General features: G+C 68.4%; 15 protein-coding genes and 1 pseudogene. 7 read left to right on the forward strand and 9 right to left on the reverse strand.

Annotated features, from left to right (window positions below; translation table 11 throughout):
* Positions 1 to 16: 16 nt before the first annotated feature.
* A complete protein-coding gene (gene eda, locus ACX938_RS04960; protein WP_370634883.1) occupies positions 17 to 658 on the forward strand; it encodes a bifunctional 4-hydroxy-2-oxoglutarate aldolase/2-dehydro-3-deoxy-phosphogluconate aldolase in 642 nt (213 codons plus the stop codon).
* Here the strand turns inward: eda and ACX938_RS04965 are convergent.
* Positions 655 to 921: a hypothetical protein gene (locus ACX938_RS04965; protein ID WP_232752646.1), complete on the reverse strand. Its 267-nt coding sequence runs from the start codon at positions 919 to 921 to the stop codon at positions 655 to 657. The genes eda and ACX938_RS04965 overlap by 4 nt on opposite strands.
* Entirely contained in the window at positions 918 to 3,698 is a 2,781-nt protein-coding gene (locus tag ACX938_RS04970; protein WP_459430203.1) for a [protein-PII] uridylyltransferase family protein, read from the reverse strand. Before ACX938_RS04970 ends, ACX938_RS04965 begins: the two co-directional genes overlap by 4 nt.
* A 128-nt stretch (positions 3,699 to 3,826) precedes the next feature.
* Here ACX938_RS04970 and ACX938_RS04975 point away from each other — a divergent pair, with 128 nt between their 5' ends.
* From ACX938_RS04975 to ACX938_RS04990, 4 genes are all read left to right on the forward strand, one after another.
* Complete coding sequence (locus ACX938_RS04975; protein ID WP_232752644.1) at positions 3,827 to 4,294, forward strand: YbaK/EbsC family protein; 468 nt, start codon at positions 3,827 to 3,829, stop codon at positions 4,292 to 4,294.
* Between the two features lie 191 nt (positions 4,295 to 4,485).
* Positions 4,486 to 4,908: a DUF2852 domain-containing protein gene (locus ACX938_RS04980; protein WP_232752643.1), complete on the forward strand. Its 423-nt coding sequence runs from the start codon at positions 4,486 to 4,488 to the stop codon at positions 4,906 to 4,908.
* Between the two features lie 75 nt (positions 4,909 to 4,983).
* Positions 4,984 to 5,427: an RDD family protein gene (locus tag ACX938_RS04985; RefSeq protein ID WP_459430204.1), complete on the forward strand. Its 444-nt coding sequence runs from the start codon at positions 4,984 to 4,986 to the stop codon at positions 5,425 to 5,427.
* 113 nt (positions 5,428 to 5,540) lie between these two features.
* Positions 5,541 to 6,353, forward strand: coding sequence for an arginyltransferase (locus ACX938_RS04990; RefSeq protein ID WP_459430205.1), 813 nt, complete (start codon positions 5,541 to 5,543; stop codon positions 6,351 to 6,353).
* An 830-nt stretch (positions 6,354 to 7,183) separates the two neighbouring features.
* Here the strand turns inward: ACX938_RS04990 and ACX938_RS04995 are convergent.
* The 7 genes and pseudogenes from ACX938_RS04995 to ACX938_RS05025 all read right to left on the reverse strand — a co-directional run bounded on the left by ACX938_RS04995 (position 7,184) and on the right by ACX938_RS05025 (position 14,927).
* Positions 7,184 to 9,538 carry a TRAP transporter large permease gene (locus tag ACX938_RS04995; RefSeq protein WP_459430206.1) on the reverse strand — a complete coding sequence of 785 codons (2,355 nt, stop codon included), beginning with the start codon at positions 9,536 to 9,538 and terminating at the stop codon, positions 7,184 to 7,186.
* An 18-nt stretch (positions 9,539 to 9,556) separates the two neighbouring features.
* Positions 9,557 to 10,495, reverse strand: coding sequence for a TRAP transporter small permease subunit (locus tag ACX938_RS05000; protein WP_232755485.1), 939 nt, complete (start codon positions 10,493 to 10,495; stop codon positions 9,557 to 9,559).
* Positions 10,496 to 10,595: 100 nt separating this feature from the next.
* Positions 10,596 to 11,684: pseudogene (locus ACX938_RS05005) on the reverse strand (TRAP transporter substrate-binding protein).
* A gap of 381 nt (positions 11,685 to 12,065) precedes the next feature.
* The gene (locus ACX938_RS05010) at positions 12,066 to 13,046 is read right to left on the reverse strand and encodes a calcium/sodium antiporter (protein WP_459430207.1); all 981 of its coding nucleotides are present in this window, start codon (positions 13,044 to 13,046) and stop codon (positions 12,066 to 12,068) included.
* A 281-nt stretch (positions 13,047 to 13,327) separates the two neighbouring features.
* On the reverse strand, positions 13,328 to 13,501 hold the full coding sequence (locus ACX938_RS05015; RefSeq protein WP_459430208.1) for a hypothetical protein: 174 nt from the start codon (positions 13,499 to 13,501) through the stop codon (positions 13,328 to 13,330).
* Positions 13,502 to 13,550: 49 nt separating this feature from the next.
* Positions 13,551 to 13,796, reverse strand: a complete 246-nt coding sequence (locus ACX938_RS05020; protein ID WP_232755481.1) for a hypothetical protein — start codon at positions 13,794 to 13,796, stop codon at positions 13,551 to 13,553.
* 732 nt (positions 13,797 to 14,528) lie between these two features.
* On the reverse strand, positions 14,529 to 14,927 hold the full coding sequence (locus tag ACX938_RS05025) for a hypothetical protein (RefSeq protein WP_232755480.1): 399 nt from the start codon (positions 14,925 to 14,927) through the stop codon (positions 14,529 to 14,531).
* 515 nt (positions 14,928 to 15,442) lie between these two features.
* On the opposite strand from ACX938_RS05025, the gene ACX938_RS05030 reads away from it, so the two are divergent.
* Together ACX938_RS05030 and ACX938_RS05035 are read left to right on the forward strand one after the other, a co-directional pair.
* Positions 15,443 to 15,670, forward strand: a complete 228-nt coding sequence (locus ACX938_RS05030) for a hypothetical protein (RefSeq protein WP_459430209.1) — start codon at positions 15,443 to 15,445, stop codon at positions 15,668 to 15,670.
* Entirely contained in the window at positions 15,667 to 15,882 is a 216-nt protein-coding gene (locus tag ACX938_RS05035; RefSeq protein WP_459430210.1) for a hypothetical protein, read from the forward strand. Before ACX938_RS05030 ends, ACX938_RS05035 begins: the two co-directional genes overlap by 4 nt.
* Positions 15,883 to 16,068 lie beyond the last annotated feature (186 nt).

Genomic DNA, 16,068 nt, shown 5'->3' on the forward strand with positions numbered 1-16,068 from the left:
AAGCGACTGACCCATGATCACACCCGCCGATGCCAGCGCCGCCTCCGAAGACCTCTGCCGCCTGGCCCCCGTCATCCCGGTCCTGGTGATCGACGACCTGGCCCATGCCAAGCCCCTGGCCGAGGCGCTGGTCGCCGGCGGCCTGCCGGTCCTCGAGGTGACGCTGCGCACGCCCGTGGCGCTCGAGGCGATCACCGAGATGGCCCAGGTCGAAGGCGGCGTGGTGGGCGCCGGCACGCTCCTGTCGCCGACCGACGTGGAGGCCGCGGTGACCGCCGGGGCGCGCTTTGGCGTCTCGCCCGGCGCGACCGAGGCGATCCTCGACGCCTGCGAGGCGCGCGACCTGCCGCTGCTGCCCGGCGCGGCCACCTCGACCGAGGTCATGCGGCTTCTCGAACGCGGCTACACCGTGCAGAAGTTCTTCCCCGCCGAGGCCAACGGCGGCGCCAAGGCGCTGAAGGCCATCGGCGCGCCCCTGCCGCAGGTGCGGTTCTGCCCCACGGGCGGCGTCTCGCTGGCCAATGCGCCGGACTACCTGGGCCTGTCGAACACGCTCTGCGTCGGCGGCTCCTGGGTGGCGCCCAAGGACAAGATGGAAGCCGGCGACTGGGCCGGGATCACCGAATTGGCCCGCGAGGCGGCGGCGCTGGCGCGCTAATGCCGTGAGCGGCTGCGCCCCCGCCAGCCGCCCCGGCGGCGGGGGCTCTGCAGCCCGCTGAGCCCTTCCCGCAGGACCTGCGTCATCGGGTGTTCCGGGTCGCCGTAGCGCTCCAGCATGGCGCGGATGGCGGCGCCGTTGTCGGCCTCGAGCGGCAGGCCGAGCGCCCAGTCGAGGAAGATCGTCCGGCAATCCTCGAGCGTGATGCCCTCGATGCGGTAGGCCTCGCGGATGAGGCCCTTGGGGTCCATCTCCTGGCTCATGCGCCCTCCTCCTGTCCGAGCGCCCGGTCGATGATCGCCCCGGCCTCGGCACCTTTCTCTTCCAGAAGCGCGCCGAGCGCGGCCATGTCCTCGGCGCCGGTCAGCCGCGACAGCAAGGCCCGTGCGCCGCCGCCCGCCTCCTCGGGGTCGAAGGCCCCGTCCGAGACCAGCCGCCCGCCGATCTGCAGCGCCCAGAAGAGGTCATAGGCCGCGCAAAGGGTGTCGCCCTCGCCCGGGGCGATCATGCCGATGCGCTCGGCCTCCGAGAGGGCCGCGTCGATGCGCTCGGGCGTGTGTTCCGACAGAAGCGCCGCGGCCTGGGCCAGAAGCTCGATCTCCTGCATCCGGCCGCGGCCGATCTTCACGTCCCAGGTGGCGCCGGTGCCCTTGGCCGCGGCGATGCGGCTGCGCATCTCGGCCAGCTCGCCCAGCACCTTGGCGCGGTCGCGCGGCTCGGCCAGGAGCGCCTGGCGGAACTCCGAGACCTCTTGGGCCAGCGCCGGCTCGCCCGCGACCGGGCGGGCGCGGGTCAGCGCCAGGTGTTCCCAGGTCCAGGCCTCCTCGGTCTGGTAGCTGCGGAAGGAGGCCAGCGAGGTCGCGACCGGCCCCTGGTTGCCCGAGGGGCGCAGCCGCATGTCCATCTCGTAAAGCCGCCCCTCGGCCATGGGCGCGGTCACGGCAGCCACCAGCGCCTGGGTGAGCCGCGCGTAATAGGCCCTTGAGGACAGGGCCTTTTTGCCGTCCGAGGCCTCGACACCATCGGGGTCGTAGATGACGATCACATCGAGGTCCGAGCGTGCGTGCAGCCGCCCGGCACCGAGCGAGCCCATGCCCAGGACCACCGCGCCCTTGCCCGGCGGCTGGCCGTAGCGCCGGGCGAAATCCTCGACCACATAGGGCATGAGCCCCGAGAGCGAGGCCTCGGCGATCTCGGCGTATTGCGCGGCGGCCTCCTCGGCGGTGGCGAGGCCCCGCAACAGATGCACGCCGGTGCGGAAGTGCCATTCCTTGCCCCAGCGCCGCGCCGCATCGAGCCGCCGCTCGTAGTCGCCCTCGCGCTCCAGCGTCTCCTGCAGCGAGGCTTTCAGCGCCTCGAGCCCCGGCCAATCGGCGAAGAAATCCCCGCCGATCACCGCGTCGAAAACTCCAGCGTTACGTGAAAGATACCGCGCAAGGTCCGGGGAAGTCGCGACAATATCGACCAGGAGGTCGATGAGCTGGGGGTTGGCCTCGAAGAGCGAGAAAAGCTGCACGCCCGCCGGAAGCCCCTCGAGAAAGCCGTCGAAGGCCGCCAGCGCCTCTTCGGGCCGCGCGGCGCATTGCAGGCGGGCGAGGATGTCCGGCTTCAGCCGGTTGAAGATCGCCACCGCGCGCGAGGAGCGCAGCGCCGGATAGCTCGGCCAGCGCTCGGTAATGCCCGCGCCGAAGTCCGGCTCCACCACGCCTTCGCTGGGCGCATCGGGGGCGAAGAAGCCCTCGGTCGTGGCGTGGGTCTCTTCGAGTCGCGCACGAATATCGCCCCGCAACTCACTGACATCCTTGTCACAAAGCGCCGCAAGCCGCCCGAAGCCCTCGTCGTTCGTCGGCAGGAGATGGGTCTGCGCGTCGTTCATCATCTGCACCCGGTGCTCGATCTCGCGATGCGCGCGGTAATGGCCGGTGAGCGTCTCGGCGCTGGCCGCGGGGATCCAGCCCTTCTCGGCGAGCCGTGCCATGCCCGCGACGGTGCCCTGCACCCGAAGGTCCGGGTCGCGGCCCCCGGCGATGATCTGCTGGGTCTGGGTGAAGAACTCGATCTCGCGGATGCCGCCGCGGCCCAGCTTCATGTCGTGGCCCTCGAGCGCGATGCGCTTGCCCTGCCCCTTGTGCTTGCGGATCCTCAGCCGCATGTCGTGGGCGTCCTGGATCGCCGCGAAATCGAGGTGCCGCCGCCAGACGAAGGGGCGCAGCGTCTCGAGGAATGTCGCGCCCGCCTTGAGGTCGCCCGCCGCGGGCCGGGCCTTGATATAGGCCGCGCGTTCCCAGGTTCGGCCGAGGCTCTCGTAGTAATGTTCCGCCGCCTCCATGGCCATGCAGACCGGCGTCACCGCCGGGTCGGGCCGGAGCCGCAGGTCGGTGCGGAAGACGTAGCCCTCGCCGGTCAGATCCGAGAGCATCTGGCACATCTTCCGCGTCGCCCGCACCAGGCTGGCCCGCGCCTCGTGGAAATCCTCGGGCGCAAAGCGGGTCTCGTCGAAAAGGCAGATCAGGTCGATGTCCGAGGAATAGTTCAGCTCATGCGCGCCCATCTTGCCCATGGCCAGCGCCACCATGCCGCCGGCCTCGGGGATGTCCTCCTCGGTCGCGCCGGGCAACTTGCCGCGCCGGATTTCGGCGCCGACCGTGGCCTCGAGCGCGAGCTGCACCGAGAGATCGGCAAAGCGCGTCAGCGTCGCGGTCACCGTCTCGAGCGGCCAGACCCCGCCGAGGTCGGCCAGCGCGGTCAGCAATGCCACCCGCCGCTTGGCCTCGCGCAGATCGCTCGGGCGGCTCTCGACGGGCCCGGCGCGCAGCGCCTCAAACAGCGTCTCGATCGCCGCCTCGGGGTCTTCGGCCGCGCCTTCGAGCCAGGCGCCCTCGCGCTGGATCAGCGTGCCAAGGTAAGGCGCGGTGCCGCCCGCCCCGGCGATCAGATCACCCATGCCGCCCGCGGCCCAGGGCGCGGCGGCGCGCGCCTCGGCGCCCTGTTCGGGATCATAAGGTCGGGGGCAGCGGGTCATGCGGGCATCGAAGGACATGGGCCGATCTGGTCACGACAGCGGCCCGAGCGCAATGGCCCGAAGCGCCCCCGGCTTGCACATCCCGCGCCGATCCTGTCTCGTCCGCGCCAGCCATCGGGACGGACAGGACGGGAGGGCATCGGCAGATGAGCAAGAGCCTCAAGCGCGTGCGCGCGGCCTTGGAAGCGGCGGGACTGGAGCCCGAAATTCGCGAGGTCGGCCAGGCCCGGACGGCGGCCGAGGCGGCCTCCTCGGTGGGCTGCGAGATCGACCAGATCGCCAAGTCGATCATCTTCCGCGCCGAGGAGAGCGGCGCGGCGGTGCTCTTCCTGACCGCGGGCGGCAACCGGGTCGACGCCGAGAAGGCCTCAGGCCTGGCGGGCGAACCCCTGGGCAAGGCCGATGCGGCGCTGATCCGGGCGCAGACCGGCTTTGCCATCGGCGGCGTCGCCCCGGTGGGGCATCTGAACCCGATCCGGGCCTGGATCGATCCGCGGCTCCTGGAGTTCGAGGCCGCATGGGCCGCCGCCGGCACCCCGCGCCACGTGGTGCGCATCGAAAGCGCCCGGCTGCCCGAACTGACCGGCGCCGAGGAGGCGGATTTCACCCTCTGAGCGGCCCGAGGCGCGGTTTTCCGGGGTTTATTTTCCGGGGTTTTCCGGCCCCGGGTGCGGCCCGCGTCGAAAAAATGTAAAACTCATTCACATCGCCCCTTGAAAGCACGGGCTCGCGTTCCGATCTCAAGTAATGTGAAAGACATTCACATCACGCCCCCGCGATACCGCCGCAACCCAAGGAGACCCAAATGAGCACCGTCGCCCAATCAAGCACCCTGCCCGCCACCGCAGGCTGGCTGAGCCGCGCGGAAGCCTGGCTCGACGCCAGGGGCAAAGGCGCCTGGATCGTCGCCATGATCGCAGGTTTCGTCCTTTTCTGGCCCCTCGGGCTCGCGCTTCTCGCCTATATGATCTGGAGCAAACGCATGTTTTCCTGTTCGTCCCGCCGTTCCTCGGCCTCGCGCCGCGCCTTCTCGGCCATGAAGCCCTCGGGCAACAGCGCCTTCGACGCCTACAAGGAGGAGACCCTCCGCCGGCTCGAGCATGAACAGGCCGAGTTCGAGAGCTTCCTGCGCCGTCTGCGCGAGGCCCGCGACAAGGCCGAGTTCGACGAGTTCATGAAGGAGCGCGACACCCGCGCCCGCGACGACGAGGGCGAGACCGCCTCCTGACAATGCCGCCCGCGGGGCCCATATGGGCCCCGTGACCCCGCCCGCCCGGACAGTGACCGACCGAGAGACAGACCCATGCACGCCGCAACCTCCCATCTTCCCGACCCGGTGACGCAGCCGGAGTTCTACGACAGCGTGACCACCAAGCGCCTTCTGGCCTGGGTGATCGACATGATCCTGGTGGCGATCCTGGTGATCCCGGCGGTGGTCTTCACCCTGGGCATCGCGCTGTTCTTCCTGCCGCTCGTCTGGCTGATGGTCAGCTTCCTCTACCGCTGGATCACCATCGCCAACGGCTCGGCCACCTGGGGCATGCGCGCCATGGCGATCGAGCTGCGCGACGCCTACGGCCAGCGGCTCGACGCCGGGCTCGCCTTCTTCCACACGCTGGGCTACGCGCTCTCGGTCTCGACCGCGATCGTGCAGGTCGGCTCGATCGTGCTGATGCTCACCAGCGAGCGCCGCCAGGGCCTGACCGACCTGGTCCTGGGCACGGTGATGATCAACCGCCGGGCCTGAGCTTGGGCCTGGACTGAAGGGCCCTCTGCGGGCGCGCGTCAGACCTTGGCGCGCGCCTGTTTCGTTGCTACCTTCCCGGATTACAGGCTGAGCAGGACGGAACCTTTCACAACATGCGCCACACGCTGCCCCTTGCCCCGCAATTCTACGTGACGGCGCCGCAGCCCTGCCCCTATCTCGAGGGGCGGATGGAACGGAAGCTGTTCACCGCCCTGCAGGGGCCGCAGGCCGAGCGGCTGAACGACTCGCTGTCGAAACAGGGGTTCCGGCGCTCGCAGAACGTGCTGTATCGCCCGTCGTGCTCGGAATGCGCGGCCTGCCTTTCGGCGCGGATCGACGTGTCGAAATTCGCCCCGTCGAAAAGCCAGCGCCGCACGCTGAAGCGCAACGCCCACCTGCTGCGCCGCGCGACCAGCCCCTGGGCCACCGAGGAGCAATACGGGCTCTTCCGCCGCTATCTCGACACCCGCCACGCCGATGGCGGCATGGCCGACATGGACATCTTCGAGTTCGCCGCGATGATCGAGGAGACCCCGATCCGCAGCCGGGTGATCGAATATGTCGACGGCGCCGACGACCATCTGACCGCGGTCTGCCTGACCGATGTGCTCGATGACGGCTTGTCGATGGTCTATTCCTTCTACGAGCCCGACACGCCCCGGCAGTCGCTGGGCGGCTACATGATCCTCGATCACATCGAGATCGCGCGGGAGGCGAAGCTGCCTTACGTCTACCTGGGCTACTGGGTGCCGGGCAGCCCGAAGATGGGCTACAAGCGCAATTTCAAGGGGCTCGAGGTCTTCCGCGACGGCGGCTGGGTGGCGCTGGACGGCAGCGAGGATTTCTCGCGCGACATGGACCCCGGGCATACCGACCCGATCGCCGAGCAGGTGGCGAATATCTCGCTGCCGGATACGGTGGGGTGAGAGGGGCGGCTGGGGTGAGGGCGCGATGGCTACGCCCTGGCCTTTTTTCCGCAACGCTTGTGAGCTGCGCCCACTTGCGCCCGAATAGCATCGAAGATGCCGGGCGCGCGCCGGACCGGCCCGATGGGCCGGCGCTCCTTGGGGTGGCGTGCTCAGCTATCCACTAGCCCTGACCTTGCTGGGATAAAGCGCATAGCTCAGAGGTCGGCAGCGCCGCCCCCCGGTCCGGTGCGCGCCCTCTGTTGAGGCTTGCTGATGCGTTGGGGAGCCGCGACCTCACCCCGTTTTCGCTGAATGGACCGCCGGTGCCCGGGTGTTCGGCCTCACCCCGCGCCATCTTGCGCCCGAATAGCACCGAAGGTGCCGGGCGCGCGCCGGACCGGCCCGATGGGCCGGCGCTCCTTGGGGTGGCAGGCGTAGCTATCCCCGAGCCCTGACCTTGGTGGGATAAAGCGCTTGGCACAGAGTTCGGCTGCGCCGGCCCCCGCTCCGGCGCGCGCCCTCCGGTGGGGCGGGTTGAGAGGGGGGAGTTGGGCGGCTGCGCCGGGTTGGGCAGTTGTTTGCCTGTTGGCGTCGCCCGCGCGTCGGCGCTTGCAGGACCAACACGCCGTGACCGGCAACCAGTAACCAACGACCAGTGACCAACGGGTCACGACCGGGCAATGGCCAACGAGCAGCAACCAGCGACCAGCGCTCGCGCGACCAGAGACCTGAGACCTGAGACCTGAGACCTGAGACCTGAGACCAACCCCCAACCCCCGCCCCCTCAAACAAAAAAGACGCCGCGGACCCCCTGCCCCGCGGCGCCTCACCTCTCTCTCCAAACCCGATCAGTTCGGGATCAGGTCCGGCACGATGGTCACGATGCCCGGGAAGAACCACAGGAGCGCCAGCCCGACCACCTGGATCAGCACGAAGGGGGCGACCCCGCGGTAGATGTGCCCCGTGGTCACCTCCTTCGGGGCCACCCCGCGCAGGTAGAACAGCGCGAAGCCGAAGGGCGGCGTCAGGAAGGAGGTCTGCAGGTTCACCGCGATCATGATGGTCACCCACTTCGGATCGAAGGAGCCCCCGTAGATCACCGGGCCGACGATCGGCACGACGATGTAGATGATCTCGAGGAAGTCCAGCACGAAGCCCAGCACGAAGAGCACGAGCATCACGATCAGGAAGACCTTGAACTCGTTGTCGAAGCTCTGGAGGAACTTCTGGATGTAGTGTTCGCCCCCGAAGGAGATCACCACCAGGTTCAGAAGCTGCGAGGCGATCAGGATGGTGAAGACCATCGAGGTCACCTTGGCCGTCTCGCGCACCGCGGGCGTCAGAACGCCGGAGGTGAAGAGCACCCAGCAGGCATAGAGCAGCCCGAAGAAGGCGAAGGCATAGGCGCCATAGGCCAGGAAGAACCCGAACCAGCTTCCCGCCGAGACCACCTCGGTGTTGATCCTGAGATCGAAGTTGATGCCGATCAGGATCGTCGCGATCACCGCCAGCGTCGCATAGACGATGACCCAGGGGTCGCGGTTCTGCTCGCGCAGCTTGCGGTAGGCCGCCAGCATGATCGCCCCCGCCGCACCCAGCGCCGCGGCGGGCGTCGGGTTGGTGATGCCGCCGAGGATCGAACCCAGCACCGCCACGATCAGCACGAGCGGCGGGAAGACCACGCGGATCAGCTCGTTCCGGCCCATGCGGGCGGCGGCGTGTTTCGCCCCGTAGAGCATCATCGCCCCCGGCACGACCATCCAGAAGAGCGTGGCCGAAGCCGAGGTCGTCGGCGCGATCACCACCACGTCCAAGAGCAGCAGCAGCAGCACGCCGGCGGTGCCCACGATCAGCGGCTTCGGCTCGTCGGTGGGCGCGATGCCCCGGCCGACCACCAGCATCAGCCCGAAGATCATCGCCAGGATGCTCATGCCGGTGCCGATCGGCGCCGCGTTCTGGGCCTTGAGGATCTCGGCCTCGGCGACCTGCTCGTCGCTCAGGCGGGTGCTTTCGACGCCGCCATCGCCCTGGTCGATGGCCCGCTGTTCCTCGACCGCGCGGTCCCAGGCCTCCTGGCCGTGCAGCTCGATCATCGAGGCCTGGCACTGGGCGTCGACATTGGTCCGCAGCGAGGCCGCCTCGCCGCTGGTGGTGAAGCTGTTCACCGTGGTGTCCTGCGAGCCGACGATGCCGACATTGGCGAAGAGCACCGTGCCGACGATGATCGCGATGGGCGCGAAGAGGAACCAGGTCAGCTTCTCGCCGCGGGTGATGACCTCGCCGGTGGCGCCCGCCAGCTCCACGGCCGGGGCCTTGGAGGGATTGAAGAGCGCGTAGACGAATGCATAGCCCGCATAAAGAAGCGCTAGCAGGATGCCCGGCAGAAGCGCCGCCTGGAACAGCGTGCCGACCGAAACCACCGCCGGTTCGCCCAGGTAGGTCAGCGCGTCGGTGCAGCCCGCGAGCTGGGCGCGGGATTCCTGTGCGGCGGAATAGAGATCGCCCGCCAAGGTGCCCAGAAGCACGATCACGATCGAGGGCGGGATGATCTGCCCCAGCGTGCCCGAGGCGGCGATGACGCCGGTGGCCAGCTCGGGCGAGTAGTTGTTGCGCAGCATGGTCGGCAGGGCCAAGAGGCCCATGGTCACCACGGTCGCGCCGACGATGCCGGTCGAGGCCGCGAGGAAGGCGCCGACGACCACGATGGAGACGGCAAGGCCGCCCGGCAGCGGGCCGAAGACCCGCGCCATGGTGGTCAGAAGGTCGTTGGCGATCTTCGAACGCTCGAGCACGATGCCCATCAGCACGAACATCAGCACCGCCAGAAGCGTCTCGATCGACTGGCCGGCGAGCACCCGCTCGTTGATCCGGTTGACGATGAAGGAGACGTTGCGGTCAAGCGCCGTCTGCCAGCCGTCGGGGAAGACCCCGGTGGCGTATCGTGGCAGCTCGGGATGGGTGAATATCGATATGGCGTCGGGGTTTATCCCGGTCGAGACCACATCCGCGAAGGCCTGCGTGTTGGTGTCGATCGCCTGGTGGATCAACAACCCCGCGCTGTCGAGCGCGGCGATGATCCCGAAGGAGATGACCCCCGCCCCGCCGATCGCGAAGGCCACCGGGAAGCCCGAGAGAATGGCCGAAAAGAGCGTGATGAAGACGATGATCAGGCCGATCTCGACCCCGTCCAGTCCGAATAGCATGTCTCTTGTCCCTGCCCCTTAGATGTCGACGCGCTGGGCGTGCTCCTCGACCGGATCGTCGAGGCGGTCGATGTCGAGATGTTTGTCCTCGCTCTCGGGCCCTTCCTTCCACTCGAGGTAGGAGCGGTAGAAGAAGGCGATGCCGTGCAGGAAGATCAGGCCGGCAATGGCCAGAAGGAGGATCTTGAAGAGGAAATAGCCGGTGAAGCCGTTCGGGCTGAAGCCGATGGTCTCGACGTTCCAGCGCAGCACCCGGGCCTTCATCACGAGCCGCTCGAGCGGTTCGGAGGCCGAGGGCTTGGGCACGATCAGGTGCCGCCAGAGGAAGTACCAGGCATACATCCAGATCAGCGTCGCCATGGGCAGCATGAAGGCCAGGCTGCCGAACATGTCGATCACCCGCTTGGTGCGGTAGCTGACCGCCGCGTAGATCAGGTCGACGCGGACGTGGCCCTTCTGCACGAAGGTATAGGTCAGGCAAAGCGCCACCACGAGCGCGTTGTAGAGCTTCAGCTCCTCGGCCCACCAGGAGATGTCGAACTCGAGCGGCACCCCGAAGCCGAAGGAGATGTCCGGCCGGGTGAAGATCCGCTGCATGAAGACGATCACCACCTGCTGCAGGACCATCAGGAGGCCCGCCCAGCAGAAGATCCGCCCCAGCGTGTTGGCCAGGGCCTCGAGGCCGATCACCGTGCCCCAGAGGATCTTGTTCTTCCACATGCCGACCGCGGTCAGCACCAGGAAGAAGGTGAAGACGACGAAGAAGAATTCCACCGAGCCGCCGTAGTAGACGACCCGCATGATCGCCTCGGGGTTGGACCAGTCCAGCCAGAGGCCGGGATGGGTCACCGCGTAGCCGAAGTTGTAGAATGCCATCGCGATGTTCTGAAGCACCCAGACTATGCCAGAGCCCAGTGCCGCGAAGGCCCCGCCAAGGCCGATCGCTTCTTCTTCCATTGCTCCCCCTCGCCGGGTCTTCGCGGCCCGGACGCCTGTCAGCGATTACGCGTGAGGGCCCCGCGCGATGGCGGGACCCCCTGTTGGTTTGAAATGTCGATCAGCCCTGGCCGAGCACGCGGACGCGCTGCTGCACGTAGTAGCCGTCCGACTTGTTGATCCAGGAGGCCGATGCCGCGAGGCTCTCGTCGAAGGAGTTGCGGATCTTCGCGAAGAGCTCGTCGCCCATGTTCTCGTCGAGGACCTCCTTGGAGGCCGCGCCGAAGGCATCCCAGACGTCGTCGGGGAACTGCAGGGTCTGCACGCCCTGGCTCTGCAGACGCGCCAGCGCCGCACCGTTGTTGGCCAGGGTCTCGGCCAGCTGGTAGTGCGTCACCGCCTGCGAGGCGATCGACAGGATGTTGCGCTGCTTCTCGGTGAGGTCGTTCCAGACGTCGAGGTTGACGTTGGCCGACAGCGCCGAGCCCGGCTCGTGGAAGCCCGCGGTGTAGTAGATCTTCGCGACTTCCTGGAAGCCGGCGCGTTCGTCCGCCATCGGGCCGACCCACTCCAGACCGTCGAGCGCGCCCGAGGAGAGCGCCTGGTAAAGCTCGCCGCCGGGGATGTTCTGCACCGAGGCGCCAAGCTTGCCCAGCACCTGGCCGCCGAGGCCCGGCATGCGGAACTTCAGACCGTTGAAGTCCTCGGCCGAGGAGATCTCGTTGCGGAACCAGCCGCCCGACTGCGAGCCGGAGTTGCCGGCGATCAGGCCCTTGAGGTTGAAGATCGAGCCCAGCTCGTCATGCAGCTCCTGGCCGCCGCCATGGTAGTACCAGTTGGTCACTTCCTGCGCGGTGCCGCCGAAGGGCACGGCGGTGAAATAGGCCCAGCCCGGGTGCTGGCCGACGAAGTAGTAGTCGGCCGAGTGGTACATGTCGGCCTGGCCCGAGGAGACCGCGTCGAAGACCTCGAGCGCGCCCACCAGCTCGCCGGGGGCCTTCTTCTCGATGGTCAGCTCGCCGTCGGAGAGCTTGTTGACGTAGTCGACGAGTTAGCTGGCCGCATCGTCCAGCACCGCAAAGCCGCGGGGCCAGGACGTGACCATGGTGAGCGTCCGCTGGCCCTGCGCATAGGCCGGAGCGGCCAGCGTGGACGCGGCTGCCGCGCTGCCGCCAAGTGCGGACGTTCTCAGGAATGAACGACGATCCATGATATCCTCCCAGTTTTTTAAAGGCTCGGGAGGGTCATTTCGGACGCGGGCGCAGCGTGATGCGCAGACGTCACCGCCCTCCCCAAGCGGATCGTGAGTGCGCAGACCCTAGCCGCAACATCTGGCCCACGGAATACCCAGTGCTACGGAGTTTTGCGGGAATCCGGTGGGAAAACCGCAGGGTAGCCCCGGGGAGCGGGGGTGTCGGGGCGCGGGTTTCAGGGGTGCGGATAAGGGACAAAACCTGCGAAGAGGCCCTGTTTTTCTGGGGCGGGTGGGGAGCGGGCGCTTATCTCGCCGCCCGCGCGCGGGCGAAGTCCAGGCAGTGACAGACCCGCCTCGATTTTCGCCCGCAAGCAAAGACCGCCAGGGTCACCCCGCTCAGGGCCAGATCACCCAGAGATAGGCAACGTAGCCCGCCAAAAGCACCGCCCCTTCGGAGCGCGCGATGCGCAGGCCCGTCCAGGCAAAGGCCACCAGCGTCACCGACACGCCCAGCATCACCAGGTTGTCGAAGCGCAGGATCTCCACCGGCACCGGCCCCGGTGCGATCAGCGCGGTGAAGCCGCCGATCCCGAGAATGTTGTAGATGTTCGAGCCCACGATATTGCCGAAGGCCACATCGCCCTGCTTGCGCAGCCCCGCCACCACCGAGGTCACCAGCTCGGGCATCGACGTGCCCACCGCCACGATGGTCAGCCCGATCACCGTCTCGGAAATCTCGAAGCTGCGGGCGAGGCTCACCGCGCCCGTGACCAGGAAGCGGCCGCCGAAGACCACCAGCACCAGCCCCGCCAGCGCGATCAGCCCCGAGATCACCAGCGCCCGGCGCGGGGTGCCCTCGGGCGTCAGCGCCGCGTCGGTTTCCTGCAGGGCCAGGCTCTTGTCGTAGACCGCGCCGTGGTTCGCCTCCGAGGCCGCGCGCTCCTGCCGGAAGGCCATGTAGATGTAGACCGCCAGCGCCAGCACGAAGGCCAGTCCGATGAGCCGGCCCATGGGCATCAGCGCCGCGAGCCCCGCGAAGATCAGCGCCACCGCCAGCATCACCGCCCCGTCGCGCTTCAGCGCCGAGGAGGCCACCACCATGGGGCTGATCAGCGCCGCGCAGCCGACGATCAAGAGGATATTGGCGATGTTGGAGCCGACGATATTGCCGTAGGCGATGCCCGGCGCGTCGCTGAGCGCCGCCTGCACCGAGGTCACCAGCTCCGGCGTCGAGGTGCCGAAGCCCACCAGCGTCAACCCGATGACCAGGGGCGAGACCCGGAGCGCGGTCGCCACCTGCACGGCGCCCCGCACCAGGAACTCCCCGCCCGCGACGAGCAGCACCAGCCCTCCGAGAAGCGGCAGCCAGATATCCATGAGCTTGGTCCCCTGTCTTGCGCCTGTCTTGCGCCTGTGTTGCGCGCCGCCCGGCCCGTCCCGGGCCTCGGCCTGCGCCATGGCCTCGGGGCATGAATGCCCCGTTCCACGCCCATGTGCCATGCCGGGCGCCCGCGTCCAGCCCCTCCCCCCGTGGTTTTGCGGGGACCGGGGGGCCGTGTCCTGCCCCGCCTCCGTGGTTTTTCGGGGTCCGGGGAGCCGCGGTGGCCCCCGCCGGGCGCAGCGCCGCCGGGGGCCTTGTCGTCACGATGCCTCTGGGCTCACTGGGCGGCGGGGGCCGCCACATCGGCCGCCGGGGTCCCCGTTTCCGAGACCGTGCCGCCGAACCAGTCGAAGCCGTAGCCGAGCGCGACAATCACCACGATTGCCGCGACGGCCGCGCCGCCCCAGGCCCACATTTGGGTCTGTTTGGGCGCATAGGGGGTCATGGCCATGGGAGCGATCCTTCTATCGCCGAGCGCGCGCCTTTGCGGGGCTGCGCGGTTACTCGGCGGGCTCCAGGATCACGCCCTGGTCGAGGGCGGCGGCGAGCTCGGCCTCATCGACGAGGCTGTCGTCGCTGGTGTCGATCTCGGCGAAGAGCGCCTCGGTCAGGTCAGGGTAGGCCACCGCCATTTCGGTGAAGGAAACCAGGCTGTCGCCATCGGTGTCGACGTCCGACACGGTGAGGGCGAAAGCCGGGGCCGCGAACAGAGCGACCACCATGGCACCAACTGCTGCACGACGCATGTCTGAGTTCTCCTGTGGAGTGTCTGGGGCGGACAGCCCGCCCGAGCCTCAGGCAAATCGGTGTGCCCCCGGAGGCTTTCAAGATGGCGCGCGGGGGGCGGTGAAAATAATTCGGGTCGGGTGGTTTGGGGGGGGTGTCGGGGTGTTTTTGGGGGTGTGGTGGCAGGAGTAAATTTGGAGCGAGATGGCCGCTGGCACGCACCCCGCTGGAGGGGATGTTTTCTGCGCTGCGAAGGTCCGCAAACAGACCGCTTGGCAATCTGCCTAGCAACCCTCATCGGCACGCGCACCCTCAACCACACCCCCGCCCCCTCTTGCGCCCGAACAGCACCGCAGGTGCCGGGCGCGCGCCGGACCGGCCCGATGGGCCGGCGCTCTTGTGTGCGGTGCACGTAGCTCCCCACTAGCCCTGACCTTGCTAGGATAAAGCGCCTCGCTCGAAGGGCAGCAGCGCCGGCCCCCGGTCCGCCGCGCGCCCTCCGTGGTGCCCGTTGAAGGGGGGGGTATGCTTTCGCACCGCGAAGGCAGGCGCGGCGGCCCCGGATCCGCTTTCGCTTTGCGAAACCGCGCGCAGCGGCCACGGCGCGGCTTTCGCACGGCGAAAGCAGACCCAGTGGCACCGGGGTGCGTTTTCAGGGGTGAAAGGAAAGCCTTTGAGGACCGCCTCTTAGGTCCCGCCCCCACACCAAACCCAACGCGGCGGCCCCGGAGAGCCGCCGCGCATAGACCCTCTCAGGCCGCCCGCCGCATCCTCGGCGCCGGGCTGACCGGCGTGCGCGGGCGCGGCGGCAGAGGCGTGACGCTGGCCTTGGGGGCGCTCTCGGCCTTGACCAGAAGCATCGTCAGCCGGAAGAGCCGCGCGGTCAGGCCGAGCCCCGCAAGGCTCAGCGCCAACAAGGCAGCCGCAAGCGGCAGGCCCAGCGGCGCGATCTCGACCAGGGGCCGCGTGGCGAAGACGCCCAGCGCCCCGAGCGCCAAGGGCAGGACGCCGACCAGAAGCGAGATCAGGAGCATGTCGACCATCTGCCCGCGCAGGAGCGCGCCGGGCCGGAAGTAGCGCTTGCAGGCATAGAGCGCCGCCATGACGAGGAGCCCGGCCAGGCTCGCCCCCGCGGCATAGAGAAGATACATTCTCGGGTGTCCTTTGCGGAAAAACCGTCGCGTGACGGCTGAAGAGAGATCAGGCGCGCGAGGCCGTTCCGCAAGGTCAGCGCGGGGGAATATTTGTTGGGCTGGGTGGCGGTCTCGGGCGGCGGTCCGAGGGGGCCCTGGCAATAGGCTCTGGGCCAGGTCGGTGGACGTTCCAAGAAAGGTGCGGCGCCCCTCCTCGGTCGCCCGTTGATGGCCCTCCTTGGCAGCGAAGTCAGAGAACATCCGAACCCGCTGGTCCGCGCCCGCTGGTCAGAGCACCAAGGCTGCGGCTCCCGTCTCAGGTCTCCCAGCTCCCTGCCCTCGTCTCTTAGCTCCCAACTCCGAGCTCTCAGCTCCCAGCCTTCGTCTCCTGCCTCCAAATCTCCCAGCTTCCCAGCTTCCCAGCTTCCCAAAAAATAATCCCCCACCCCCTCTGGCAAAGCGCCCGGCGGCGCCACAGATGCCTCTCTGGCCGCCGCGGCCCGGGGGCTGTCCCCGTTTTCAAGGCATCCGAAATGTCCGCCTCCTTGCTTGTCGTTCTCGGCTTCGCCGCGGTCGCGCAGGTCTACCTCACGATTTCGCTCTCCGCCGCCTATGTCGAGACGCGCTTCCTGCGCAGCGTGCTGCGCGGACGGCGCGCCGATCCCGAGCGGGTCGCGAGCGGCGCGGTGCAAGTCACCGCGCTGATCTCCTGCGGGTTGAGCCTCGGCGTCGCGGCGCTGCTCTGGGGATTCCTGCGATGACCGCGACGGGCTCGGGGCTGGTGGTCGGGCTGGCCTGGCTGGCGCTGATCGGGATGTTCGCCTATCTGATCCTGACCGACGAGCCCGCCCCGGACATCGAGGCCGAGCCGCTGCCGCCCGGTCCCCCGCAGGGCTTCGGCGCCAAGCTCGCGGGCTATCTCGCGCTGGCGGTGCTGCTGGGCACATCGCTGGTAATGTGGCTCGACGCCTGAGCGGGTGGCGTGGCGAGTTCGGACTGGCATCAGGTAGCCCTGGCCAAAGCTCACTTCACTGGAGCTTCGCCGGATAAAACCCTGATAAAAATGGGTTTAGCGCGCCGCATCCGAGGGCCATTCGTGGCGAGGGCACCTCGAAGCGCCGCCCGCTCAACAACCCCTCGGAACAGCCAATACTGCCCA

The sequence above is a fragment of the Roseivivax sp. genome, from assembly GCF_054552075.1.